The organism is Thioalkalivibrio nitratireducens DSM 14787, from assembly GCF_000321415.2.
In the GTDB taxonomy this organism is placed as follows: domain Bacteria; phylum Pseudomonadota; class Gammaproteobacteria; order Ectothiorhodospirales; family Ectothiorhodospiraceae; genus Thioalkalivibrio; species Thioalkalivibrio nitratireducens.
Genome location: NC_019902.2, coordinates 1,139,685 through 1,151,737, shown reverse-complemented (window position 1 = coordinate 1,151,737; position 12,053 = coordinate 1,139,685). Strand labels below are relative to the sequence as shown.

Annotated in this window: 8 protein-coding genes and 1 tRNA gene; 5 read left to right on the top strand and 4 right to left on the bottom strand. The window is 66.8% G+C overall.

From position 1 onward, the window contains the following. Positions 1–41: 41 nt before the first annotated feature. The 3 genes from TVNIR_RS05610 to TVNIR_RS05600 all read right to left on the bottom strand — a co-directional run bounded on the left by TVNIR_RS05610 (position 42) and on the right by TVNIR_RS05600 (position 3,074). The gene (locus tag TVNIR_RS05610) at positions 42–992 is read right to left on the bottom strand and encodes a LysR family transcriptional regulator (protein WP_015258016.1); all 951 of its coding nucleotides are present in this window, start codon (positions 990–992) and stop codon (positions 42–44) included. Positions 993–1,207: 215 nt separating this feature from the next. After that, positions 1,208–2,008: a TIGR02281 family clan AA aspartic protease gene (locus TVNIR_RS18880; RefSeq protein ID WP_015258015.1), complete on the bottom strand. Its 801-nt coding sequence runs from the start codon at positions 2,006–2,008 to the stop codon at positions 1,208–1,210. Positions 2,009–2,114: 106 nt separating this feature from the next. Then, the gene (locus TVNIR_RS05600) at positions 2,115–3,074 is read right to left on the bottom strand and encodes a patatin-like phospholipase family protein (RefSeq protein WP_015258014.1); all 960 of its coding nucleotides are present in this window, start codon (positions 3,072–3,074) and stop codon (positions 2,115–2,117) included. A gap of 211 nt (positions 3,075–3,285) precedes the next feature. On the opposite strand from TVNIR_RS05600, the gene TVNIR_RS05595 reads away from it, so the two are divergent. The 4 genes from TVNIR_RS05595 (at position 3,286) to TVNIR_RS05580 (ending at position 9,020) form a co-directional block, all read left to right on the top strand. Beyond that, positions 3,286–4,032 carry a TetR/AcrR family transcriptional regulator gene (locus TVNIR_RS05595; RefSeq protein ID WP_015258013.1) on the top strand — a complete coding sequence of 249 codons (747 nt, stop codon included), beginning with the start codon at positions 3,286–3,288 and terminating at the stop codon, positions 4,030–4,032. 31 nt (positions 4,033–4,063) lie between these two features. Continuing rightward, positions 4,064–5,176, top strand: a complete 1,113-nt coding sequence (locus tag TVNIR_RS05590) for an efflux RND transporter periplasmic adaptor subunit (RefSeq protein ID WP_015258012.1) — start codon at positions 4,064–4,066, stop codon at positions 5,174–5,176. Between the two features lie 40 nt (positions 5,177–5,216). Continuing rightward, positions 5,217–8,315, top strand: a complete 3,099-nt coding sequence (locus TVNIR_RS05585; protein ID WP_015258011.1) for an efflux RND transporter permease subunit — start codon at positions 5,217–5,219, stop codon at positions 8,313–8,315. A gap of 219 nt (positions 8,316–8,534) precedes the next feature. Next, a complete protein-coding gene (locus TVNIR_RS05580) occupies positions 8,535–9,020 on the top strand; it encodes an Lcl C-terminal domain-containing protein (RefSeq protein WP_237251760.1) in 486 nt (161 codons plus the stop codon). A gap of 188 nt (positions 9,021–9,208) precedes the next feature. Here TVNIR_RS05580 and TVNIR_RS05575 read toward each other — a convergent pair. Further along, positions 9,209–9,295: transfer RNA gene (locus TVNIR_RS05575), tRNA-Leu, on the bottom strand. 121 nt (positions 9,296–9,416) lie between these two features. Here TVNIR_RS05575 and TVNIR_RS05570 point away from each other — a divergent pair. Beyond that, a complete protein-coding gene (locus tag TVNIR_RS05570) occupies positions 9,417–12,050 on the top strand; it encodes a PEP/pyruvate-binding domain-containing protein (RefSeq protein ID WP_043739424.1) in 2,634 nt (877 codons plus the stop codon). Positions 12,051–12,053 lie beyond the last annotated feature (3 nt).

Genomic DNA, 12,053 nt, shown 5'->3' with positions numbered 1-12,053 from the left:
TTCCCCTTCCAGAACTTGGCGGGATGCGCGCCGTGCAGGGGTTACAGTTCCGGCCGGGATCCGCAGCGCGCCAACGACCACCAGTCGGGAAACGCCTCGGCCTCGGGCGAGCGTTCCGCGAATACCGAGCACAGCGCCACCCCCAACCTGCGCGTGGCGGTGCCCGCCCGATCACGATCCGCGAACACCAGCGAGAACGGGAGCACACGGGCGGACCCGGCCTCGAGCGCGACGGCCACCAGGCTGCCCTGGTCCAGCGCCTGCCGGACGAGGCACTCGGGCAGCCAGGCGAACGCGAAACCCGCCTGAACGATATGCAGGGCCGTGGTCATGTGGCCAACCGTCCAGCACTGCTCCGTCCTCGACATGTCCAGTTCGGCCGCACCAATGTCTCTGGAATCGCGCACGGTCACCTCGCGCAATGACCGGAGATCCCGCAGCGTGAATATCCGGCCTTCCTGGGCCAGCGAATGCGCGGGATGGGCCACACAGATCATCCGGGTCTGACCCAGCGGTTCTCCTGGAAGGTCGGACGGAATGTCCGCACCGACCCACAGATCTACCCGGCCGGATCGCAGCAGTTCGGGACCTCCATCGAGCATGGTTTCGTGGACCTGAACACGCGTACCGGGGAACTCCGTCGCGAACCGTTCCAGCGCCTCGATCACCGCAGGCTGCGGCACGACCTGATCGACCGCGAGCTCGATCACCGACTCGATCCCTGCCGCCAGCGACAGCGCCAGACTTTCCATGTCCCGGGCCTCGTCCAGCAGATGCCCGGCGCGGCGCAGCAGTGCCTCGCCCACAGGGGTCAACTCCGCCTTGCGTCCGCGGACCTCGAGTAGCGCGACGCCGAGCTGCGCCTGCAGCTTCTGGACCGCGTGGTTGATGCTGGACGGGCTCTTGTGCACCCGTTCCGCGGCCTTCGCGAAACCGCCCGCTTCCACCACCGCCTTAAGCATGCGCCACTGTTCAAGGGTCACCTTGGGCATAATTGCGATCTCCGCTCGCTTGCACTCCCTGAGCCGAAGCTGGTGGCGCTGTGCCCGCGTCACCGATGCTTCCGCCCATTCATATCGGAATTACATTAAACACTAATATACCAGCAAAGCATACGCTGCATGGGCGCGGTGCAACCGCCACTCCCCACAGACATCGCTTCCTGCCGCCGCATCGGGTTCCGGCCGAACCGGGTGCCACCCCGGCGCTACGGCAGCGTCAGAATCAGGTGTCCCTCCTGCTGTGCGAAATCCAGGTACTTCAGCACACTCATTCCCAGCAGTACCTGATCGCTGCTCATGCCCGGGTTGATATGCCCCGACACGTTGCGCAGTACGAACGGCCCCAGCCCGAGTTCCCGGATGCGCGTGTGGCGGATATCCACCGGGCCGTTGGCCGTCAGCGCCCGGCCGCGGCTGCCGGGCCTCAGCCCCAGGTCATCGGCCAGATGCTCGGGTACCGATACCTGCGTCGCGCCCGTGTCGAGCAGGAACGTCACGGCCCCGCCGTTGATCGTGCCCGGAGCCAGGTACTGGCCCACGTGATTCCGGCGCAGCACCAGTTCCGTGCTCGCACCCTCGGCAATGGCGAGGTTCCGGTTCGGAAACTCCCTGCGCTCCAGGTAGTCGTCGAATACCCACCAGAGCAGCGCGAACACCACGATCCAGCCCAGGGTGATCACGGTCAGACGCAGTGGCCCGGAGCGCCGCGCGCTTCCCGCGCGCGCATATACGCCGGCCTGGACACCGACCGGCGTCGGTTCGACACCTTCGAACCGCGTGCGCTGTGTCCGAATCCAGGCATCGTGATCCCGTCGCCGCCGCGGATCGGACAAGACCTGGTAGGCCTCGTCGATCAACTGTCGGACATGCTCCGCCTGCTGCGGCTGGTCCGGGTGATTGTCCGGGTGCCACTTCCGCATCAGGGAACTCCACGCGGCATGAATCACTTCCGGACTGGCGTTCTCCTGGACCTGCAAGTTGTCGTAGTGGGTTCGAATGCGTCTCACCGGATTGCCTCTTCCTCTGGCCGCCGAGAGCGTCCCAGGAACCTCCCGTACGCGTTGAGACACGCCCGCCGGGTCGAAGTGCCGGCCCCGGATGCACGGGAGCGGCTCACGACCTCCTGTCGAGGTACTGCCGCAGGTCCGCCTCCAGCGCATCCCGGGCTGGCCGGGCCTGCTCGAAGATGTCCTCGAATCGGTGAAAATCGAGCACGCGCACGTCCTGGATATCGGGGCGCACCAGGAAATCGGGGGGTGACTTGCGCAGTTTCTCGCCCAGGATCGCCGCCTGCATGATCTGGAAGGTGTTGAATATGCTGTCCAGCGACGATGGGACCTCGGAACCGTCCGGGGTCCGCGTGCCCAGCACATCGACCGCAATCACCAGGTCGCAGTCGCCCAGCAGGTCGTACGGCAGCGGGTTGGTCAACCCGCCGTCGACCAGCAGCGTGTCCTGGTGGCTTACGGGCTTGAACAGGCCGGGCATGGCCATGCTGGCCCGTACCGCCGGCCACAGTGCACCGGACTCGAACACCACCATCTCGCGGGCCCAGAAGTCCGTCGCCACCACCCGTAGCGGGATCTCCAGTTCCTCGAACGCGGTCACGTCGGCGGTCTCTGCGAGGAACTCGGTGAAGGCTTCCGCCTTCACGAGCCCACCGCGCTCGAACCCCGGCTCGACGAAACGCAGCCAGCGTGTCAGCTCGCGGTCGAGCAGGGCCTGGAACCAGCTTTCGTCGCGTGCCACCGTGACGCGGTCGAGCGCATCGTGGATGTCTTGCGCGGACAGCCCGGCCGCGTAAAGCGAACCCATCACCGCGCCGATGCTCGAACCGGCGATCCGGTGCGGCCGCAGTTCGAGCATGTCCAGCACCTCGAACACCAGAATATGTGCCAGCCCGCGTGCACCGCCGCTGCCGAGCGCCAGGCCGATCCGCGGCTCGGGACGCGCTTCCCCCACCGCCACCCAGGGGGCCAATGCAGCCCCGAGCATCAGCGCCAGGGCCCTGCGGCGACCGCGTGAAAAGCCGTGCTGCATCATGGCATCGCTCTCCTCGAAGCTCGCGAGCATCCGGACCGCCGCAGACAGTGGCCGCCGCAAGGAAGGCCGGCCTGCTGTCCCGGCTCGTCGCGGGCGACCGACCCGCGCACTCAAGCCACCGCGGGGTCGGGATCGCGACCCCAGGTCTCGGATACCACCTGTCGGATGCACAGGATGACAGTATGCAGCGGCGCTGGCATCATTTGAACGCTATTCAAATCTCGGACACGACTCAATCCCAATGGGAACCCGGGAACGCAAGCTGCGGGAACGTACCGCCCGCGAGATGCTGTTCATCGAGACGGCACAGGATCTGATTCGCCACGACGGCCTGCTGAACCTGCAGATGTCGCGGCTGGCGGACGCCTGCGACTACGCGACCGGCACGCTGTACCAGCATTTCGCTTCCAAGGAGGATCTGCTGCTGGCGATCGCGACCCAGGACATGAAACGACGCGCCGCCGCCTTTGCGCGCATTCCGGAGCTCCCCCTCGGCACGCGTGACCGAATGCTGGCGGTGATCCTGACCGACATCGATTTCGGCCAGCGCCACCCGGACTATTTCCGCCTGATCCAGTACGTCAGCACCGAGGTGATCTGGGACAGCGCGTCACCGGAACGACGCCAGCAGCTGCTGGAGGAAGGTACGCCGATCAGCCTGGCCGTGGCGCGCATCGTCGCGGAAGCCGTCGAGACCGGAGACCTCCCGCGCCCGCCCTGGCTGCGCCCGGTCGAGATCGCCGCGGGGCCGTGGTGCCTGAACACCGGGATGCACACGTTGATTCATGCCCACGGACTGCTCGAGGCGTACGCGGTCCGCGAGCCGTATGACCTGCTGCTTTACCACAGCCACGCGCTGCTCAACGGCCTTGGCTGGCAACCGCTCGCGGATCTGGACAACCCCGATGCCCTTGCCCGGCGCAACGAGCAGGTCCGCGGCCTGCTGGACCGCAACCCCGTTTCCGAACCTCCGGCCCCGCCGAATTGACCCAGGCCGTCTACCTGCCACGGAGTCCCTGATGTCCAAACGCTTCGTTCTAATGCTGATCGCAGTGACGCTGGTCTTCGGCGGCATCTTCGGGTTCAAGGCGTTCATCGACAACCAGATCGACGCGTTCTTCGACAGTATGCCGATGCCGACCGCCACCATTACCGCCACCGAGGCGAAGATGGCCCGTTGGACGCCCGAGATCCGCGCAGTGGGTACCCTGGAGGCGGTACAGGGCGCGATGCTCAGCACCGAGGTCGGCGGAATCGTGCGGGAAATCCTGCTGGAGCCGGGGACCGAGGTCCTGGAAGGAGCGATGCTGCTGCGGCTGGATACAGAAACCGACCGGGCCGAGCTGGCGAGCCTGCAGGCGGCGGTACGCCTTGCCGAGCAGGAACTCCAGCGTGCCCGGCGCCTTGCCCAGGAGCGGAACATCTCCGAGGCCGAGGTGCAGCGCCGGCAGACCGAGGCCGAACAGGCGCGGGCCGCGGTTGCGGCGCAGCAGGCGCGCATCAACCAGAAATACCTGCGGGCGCCCTTCGACGGGGTGCTCGGGATACGGCGGGTGAACCTGGGGCAATACGTCTCCCCCGGCGACGGCATCGTGGCGCTGGAGTCGGTAGACCCGATCTACGTGAACTTCATGCTGGCCGAAAAGCGCCTGGGCCAGGTGCGGGCCGGCCAGCCGATCCGGCTGCAGGTCGATGCGTTCGCGGAGACCTTCGAGGGGCGAATCAGCGCCATCGAACCCCGGGTGCGTTCGGGCTCCCGGACCTTCGAGTTGCAGGCACTGGTTTCCAATCCGGAAGGCCGGCTGCGCGCGGGCCAGTTCGCCCGGGTCACACTGGCTTCCGGTGACGCGGAGGAGGTCATCGTCCTTCCACAAACTTCCATTCGTTTCAACCCTTTCGGAAATTCCGTTTTTGTCATTTATGAAGACGATGACGGCCTGCTCCGGGCCCGCGAGCGCTTCGTTCAGACCGGCGAACGCCGGGGCGACCTGATCCGCGTGACCGGGGGCCTCGAGCCCGGCGAGCGCGTCGCGAGCAGTGGCCTGCTGAAGCTGCAGAACGAGACCCCGGTAGAGATCACCGAGCAGGCACGTCCGACCGAGGACGCCGCGCCCGCCCCCGACAACGCCTGATCCCACGCGCCCCCTGCCCACGATTCCAACGGGATACGCCATGCGTTTCACGGATATTTTCATCAGGCAACCGGTGCTGGCCACCGTGGTCAGCCTGTTCATCCTGCTGCTCGGGCTGCGCGCGATCGTCGATCTGAACGTACGTCAGTTTCCCGAGGTCAAGAACGCGGTCGTCACCGTCAGCACCGCGTATATCGGCGCGGACGCGGACCTGATCCAGGGCTTCGTGACCACGCCGATCGAACGCGAGGTCGCGGCTGCCGAGGGCATCGACTACCTGGTGTCGACCAGCGTGCCCGGGATCAGTGTGATCCAGGCCTACCTGCGCCTGGACGATGACCCCAACCAGGCCCTGACCCAGATTGCGGCACAGGTGAACAAGGTCCGCGGCGACCTGCCGACCGAAGCCGAGGATCCGGTGGTGGAACTCACCGTCGGCGAGAGCATTGCCGCGATGTACCTGTCGTTCTTCTCCGACCGGCTCGCGAACAACCAGATCACCGACTACCTCACCCGCGTGGTGGAACCCGAGCTGTCGACCATCGCCGGTGTGCAGCGCGCCGAAATTCTCGGCGGCGAGACGTTCGCGATGCGCATCTGGCTCGATGCCGACCGCATGGCCGCCTACGGCGTCACCGGCCGCGACATCCGGGCGGCGCTGCAGGCGAACAACGTGCTCGCGGCGGTCGGACGCACCCGCGGGCAACTGGTCACGGTGGACCTGACCGCCGAAACCGACCTGTCCCGGCCTGACGAATTCGAGCGCCTGATCGTGCGCGAGGAAGAAGGTGCGATGGTACGGCTCGAGGATATCGCCACGGTCGAGCTCGGGTCCGAGAGCTACGACGTCTCGGTGCGCTTCAACGCCCAGAATGCGACCTTCGTCGGCATCGAACTCTCGCCCGACGCGAACGCGCTGGACGTGATCGCCGACGTGCGCGACGCGTTCCGCGAGCGCATCCGCCCGCAACTGCCCGAGGGCCTGAACGCCGAGATCGTCTACGACTCCACCGATTACATCGAGAGCGCGATCGAAGAGGTGATCGTGACCATCGCGCTGGCGCTGAGCATCGTGCTGGTGGTGATCTATCTCTTCCTCGGGTCGCTGCGCAGCGTCGCGATCCCTGCGGTCTCGATTCCCCTGTCGCTGATCGGCACCTTCCTGCTGATGCTGCTGATGGGGTTCTCGATCAACCTGTTGACATTGCTCGCGATGGTGCTCGCGATCGGGATCGTGGTCGACGACGCGATCATCATGGTCGAGAACGTGCACCGGCACATCGAGGACGGAATGCGCCCGTTCGACGCCGCGCTCCAGGGCGCCCGGGAACTCGCCTGGCCGATCGTCGCGATGTCGACCACGCTGATCGCGGTGTTCCTTCCCATCGGTTTCGTCGGCGGACTCACCGGCACGCTGTTCGTCGAGTTCGCGTTCACCCTGGCCGGCGCGGTGCTGATTTCCGGCATCGTCGCGCTGACGCTGTCGCCGATGCTGGCGTCACGCATCCTGAAGGGCCACGAAGGCGGCCGCCCGGGTGGCCGACTCGAGGGCTGGCTCGACGCGCGCTTCAGCGCTTTGCAGGCGCGCTACCGGCGCCGGCTACACGGCGCGCTGAACGAGCGCTTCACGCTGCTCGCCTTCGGCCTGATCGTGCTCGTATCCTGCTACTTCCTGTTCGTCACGAGTTCCAGCGAGCTGGAGCCACCCGAGGATCAGGGCTTCGTGTTCTCGGTCATGGAGGGCGATGCCTACCTGGGCCTGGATCTGGTCGAGCGCAATACCCGGCTGATCGACGGGTTCCTGGACGAGATCCCCGAGTTGCGGAACATCTTCATCGTCAACGGTTTCGGCGGCGGCGCCACGCCCAGCACCAACGAGGCGATCGCGGGCTTCGTGATGGCGCCCTGGGACCAGCGCGGGCGTTCGACGGGCGAGATTCTCGAGCAGGATCTACAGCCGCGCCTCGACACGATCCCGGCACTCAGCATCTTCGCGGTCGAACCGCCCTCGCTGCCGAGCCCCGGAGGCGGTGGCGCACCGGTCAGCATGGTGATTGGCTCCACCGGTCCGACGGAGAACCTCGGTGAATTCGCCGACGAGATCATCGACCGCGCGATGGCGAGCGGCCGGTTCATATTCATGGACTCGGACCTCGACTTCGACAAGCCGCGGGTGGACCTGAAGATCGACCGCGACAAGGCCGCGCAGATGGGCATCGACATGGCCATGCTGACCGCCGACCTGGCACCGCTGCTCTCGGGCGGCTTTACCGGCCGTTTCGCGCTGGACAACCGCAGTTACCGGGTGATCCCGCTGGTGCAGCGCAGCGAGCGCCTGAACCCCGACCAGCTCGGTGAACTCTACACCCGCACCCGGGACGGCGAACCGGTGCCGCTGTCGAATATCGTCACGCTGGAGGAGACCGTGGTGCCGCGGAGCCTGCGCCGTTTCCAGCAGCTGAATGCGGTCACGCTGTCCGGCGTGCCGCGCCCCGGCGTGACCCTCGGCGAGGCCCTGGACCTGCTCGACGGCATCGCGGCGGAAGTGCTGCCCACCGGCTACACCATCGACTACGCCGGCCAGTCGCGGCAGCTGAAGGCCGAGGGCGCACAATTCGTGGCCACGTTCTTCTTCGCGCTGATCGTGATCTACCTCGTGCTCGCGGCACAGTTCGAATCGTTCCGCGATCCGCTGATCATGCTGATGACCGTACCGATGTCGGTGGCGGGCGCGCTGGTGTTCATCAGCCTCGGGTTCACCTCGCTGAACATCTACACGCAGGTGGGCCTGGTCACCCTGATCGGCCTGATCGCGAAGCACGGCATCCTGATCGTCGAATTCGCGAACCAGTTGCAGAGGAAGGGGCATTCCATGCGCGAGGCGATCGAGGAAGCCGCCAGCCTGCGCCTGCGTCCGATCCTGATGACCACCGCCGCGACCGTGATCGCGATGGTGCCGCTGCTGCTGGCCAGCGGCGCGGGTGCCGGCTCGAGGTTCGCGATGGGCCTGGTGATCGCAAGCGGCATGACCATCGGCACGCTGTTCACGCTGTTCGTGGTTCCCGCGGTCTACCTGTATCTCGCCCGGGATCGCGCGGTGCCGGCTGTTTCAGGGGTCTCTGCGCCCGGCCCGGCCTGAGCGCGGCAAACACCCCGCGCCCGCGGATACGTCATCCGTTCGGCACCTTCCTGTATTTCCTGCAGGACCTCGGCCCGACTGCCGGCGTATCGTTGCTCCCGTTGCGTCCGCCTTTTGCTATGCTCCTGCTCCGGTGCCCGGTCTCTGGTCGGCGCGCCCCGACCGGACGGGCATGTCATGCGACCCGCCGGCAACCAGAACAATACGAGAGGAATGGAGATGTCAATGAAACGTCTGATCGCGGGTGTCGCGCTGCTGCTCGCAGCCCCCCTGATGGCCTCGGCCGATCCGGGCGACTCGCGCTACGAACCGATCGCGGAAGGAGCCGTGATCCACGATCACCAGACGGGCCTGCAATGGATGCGCTGCAGCCTCGGCCAGTCCTGGACGGGCCAGAGCTGCAGCGGGCGTGCCGATCGCTTTACCTGGGACCAGGCAAGGGACCTGAATACCGAGTTCGCCGGCAAGGATGGATGGCGGCTGCCGACGATGGACGAACTGCAGACGCTGGTCGAGTACCGGATGTTCAATCCGGCCATCGATCCCACGGCATTCCCCGAGACGCCGCCGTCGAACTTCTGGTCCTCCTCGGAGGCCGCCTACGACGCGTACTATGCCTGGAGCGTCCACTTCGCGAACGGCTTCAGCAACTGGCGCCACAAGCGCCAGCGCTTCGAGGCAAGACTCGTGCGCGATCCCGAGTGATGCAGTACCCGCACTGCGAGGCCATCACTCAGCAGCAGCCTGAACCGGACAGCCGGCGCTACGTTGGGCAGAATCGAAACAAGCGGGCCCTTTCCGCATCTGCCCATCGTGCTCCGGAACGTCTGGCCGCGCACCGCACCTACCGCACGGGTTACGAACCCCGAATTCGGTGACGTCATCGAAGCGGTTGGTGGGGGCGGCCGGAATCGAACCGGCACGGCCTTGCGGCCAGCGGATTTTAAGTCCGCTGCGTCTACCTGTTCCGCCACGCCCCCGAAATTGCCGCAGGGGCCATGCCGCACGCGGGGTTCGCGGGTGCCCTGCGTGCGGCATGGTAATGGAATCTCCCGCCAGTACCAACGCGCGCCACCGCGAATCCGGCTCAAGAGCCCGCCGATGAATGCCGGATTCACCGACCGTGAGATCGTTTCCACCGGGATCGCCGGGTTGGACACGGTGCTCGACGGGCTGCGCATCGGCGACAACCTCGTCTGGCGCGTCGACGACATCGACGACTACCGGCGCTTCGTACAGCCGTTCGTCGCGGCGGCCAGCGCACAGCGGCGCCAGATCATCTACCTGCGCTTCGGCCGGCATGCGCCGCTGGTGCTGCCCGGACCCGGGGTCCGGACCGTCACCGTCGACGCGACCGGCGGTTTCGAGGCGTTTACGCGTCAGGTCTACCAACTGATCACCGACCACGGACGCGGCGCATTCTACATCTGCGACTCCCTGTCGGACCTGCTATCGGCCTGGGCCACGGATTACATGGTCGGCAACTTCTTCCGCGTGGTCTGCCCGTACCTTTACGAACTCGACACCGTCGCCTACTTCGCACTCCAGCCCCAGAGCCATTCGCACACCACGCTGTCGCGGATCCGCGAGACCACGCAGGTACTGATCGACGTGCACCATGCCCGGGAGGAATGCCATATCCAACCGGTAAAGGTCTGGCGCCGCCAGTCGCCGACGATGTTTCTCCCGCACAGGCAGCAGGGCGAATGCTTCGTTCCGGTGATCGACAGCAGCGACGCCACACACCTCCAGGCAGCGCTTGAACACCGACACCAGCAGGCGAGCCAGCGCCAGCTCGACTGCTGGGACCGCATGTTCCTCGAGGCGACCGAGGCCAGCGCGCCGACCACCGATCCAGTTCGCCGAGTCGCGATCCTGGAGCATCTGCTCACGGTGCTGATCGGGCGCGAGGAACGCATCCTGCAGCTCGCCCGCCGGTACCTGACGCTGGAAGACCTGCTTACGGTGCGGGCGCGCATGATCGGCAGCGGCTACATCGGCGGCAAGGCCGTGGGGATGCTGCTCGCGCGGCAGGCGCTGCTGCACGCGGACCGCGAATACTGGGGCCGCCACCTCGAGCCGCACGACTCGTTTTTCCTCGGTTCGGACGTCTACTACTCCTACCTGGTGCACAACCGCTGGTGGCCGCGGATCATGCGCCAGCGCAGCCCCGAGGGCTATTTCGACGAGGCCCGTTCGCTGCGCGAAGGCATGCTGCGGGGCGAGATTCCGGGCGAGATCCGCCTCGAGCTCGAACGCATGCTCGACTATTTCGGCCAGTACCCGATTCTGGTGCGTTCCAGCAGCCTGCAGGAAGACGGCTTCGGCAATGCCTTCGCCGGCAAGTACGAAAGCGTTTTCCGGGTCAACCAGGGCTCGCCGGACCGGCGCCTGGAAGAGCTGGAGGACGCGATCCGCCAAGTCTACGCGTCGACGATGAGCGAGGACGCGCTGGTCTACCGGCAGCAGCGCGGCCTGGCGCAGATGGAAGAGCCGATGGCGCTGCTGCTGCAGCGCGTGAACGGGCGTTACCACGGCCGCTACTATCTCCCGGACGCCGCCGGAGTCGGCGTCTCGCGCAACACGTTCGCATGGGATCCGGACATGGATCCCGAGGCGGGGATGCTCCGCCTGGTGCTGGGGCTGGGCACCCGCGCGGTGGACCGGATCGAGGGCGACCATGCCTGCGTGGTCGCCCTCGATCAGCCGCACAAGCGCCCGTACCGCGAGCGGAGCGAGACCTACCGGTACTCGCAGCACACGGTCGACGTGCTCGACATCCTCGACAACCGCCCGCGCTCGCTGCCGCTGCGCCAGTTGGTGCAGGCCGCCGCGGAGCTTCCGCTGCGTTGGGTGGCAGAGCGCGACCGAGAGGCCAGCGAACGTTCGCGCACGCTGCCCGGAGGTGGCCCGGTCTGGCGGCTCACGTTCACCCCGCTGTTGCGGGAGACCGCGTTCGTGCCACTGATGCGGCGCCTGCTCCGCGAACTGGAACGGGCCTATGCTTACCCGGTGGACGTGGAGTTCACGGTGCACCTGGCCGCCGACGGGCTACCCTCGGTGAACCTGGTCCAGTGCCGGCCGCTGCAAACCCTGGGCGAAGGGCAGGCTGTGACCTTGCCGGACAGGGTCCGCTCGGCCAGCCTGCTGTTCGAGACCCGGGGGCGTTTCATGGGCGGAAACATCGACCAGCCGATCGCGCGCGTCGTGCACATCGACGGCCCGCGATACAGCGCACTGAGCGTTCCCCAGCGCTTCGCGGTGGCGCGGCTGGTCGGACAGATCAACCGCGCGGTCGCAGACCGCGACGCCGACCCGGTGCTGTTGATCGGTCCCGGCCGCTGGGGCACCAGCAGCCCGGAGCTCGGCATACCGATCCGCTTTGCAGATATCAACCGGGTGGCCGTGCTGGTCGAAGTGGCCGAACTGGGCGCGGGCATGATTCCGGACCTGTCGTTCGGCTCGCATTTCTTCCAGGATCTGGTCGAATCACGAATCGGCTACGTAGCCCTGTTCCCCCAGGAATCCGGAACCGATTTCCGCCCCGCCTGGCTCGACGCCCTGCCCGGCCACTGCCGGCTGCCACCTCCCGGCGACGAGGCCCGCGACCCCGCGGTTGCCGCCGCGGTGCGCGTCTACGACGTGCGCGGTCGGGATCTGCGGGTCGTCGCCGACGTCGTGCGGCAGCACTTGCTCTGCTACGCGAACCCGGCCGCCGGCGCACCCACCGGCTGACCC

What these genes read in the sequence shown, in the direction of transcription:
- TVNIR_RS05600 (WP_015258014.1), bottom strand. Translation starts at nt 3,074, where the DNA reads ATGCTCGCGAGCTTCGAGGAGAGCGATGCCATGATGCAGCACGGCTTT.
- TVNIR_RS05585 (WP_015258011.1), top strand. Translation starts at nt 5,217, where the DNA reads ATGCGTTTCACGGATATTTTCATCAGGCAACCGGTGCTGGCCACCGTG.
- TVNIR_RS05590 (WP_015258012.1), top strand. Translation starts at nt 4,064, where the DNA reads ATGTCCAAACGCTTCGTTCTAATGCTGATCGCAGTGACGCTGGTCTTC.
- TVNIR_RS05595 (WP_015258013.1), top strand. Translation starts at nt 3,286, where the DNA reads ATGGGAACCCGGGAACGCAAGCTGCGGGAACGTACCGCCCGCGAGATG.
- TVNIR_RS05610 (WP_015258016.1), bottom strand. Translation starts at nt 992, where the DNA reads ATGCCCAAGGTGACCCTTGAACAGTGGCGCATGCTTAAGGCGGTGGTG.
- TVNIR_RS05580 (WP_237251760.1), top strand. Translation starts at nt 8,535, where the DNA reads ATGTCAATGAAACGTCTGATCGCGGGTGTCGCGCTGCTGCTCGCAGCC.
- TVNIR_RS05570 (WP_043739424.1), top strand. Translation starts at nt 9,417, where the DNA reads ATGAATGCCGGATTCACCGACCGTGAGATCGTTTCCACCGGGATCGCC.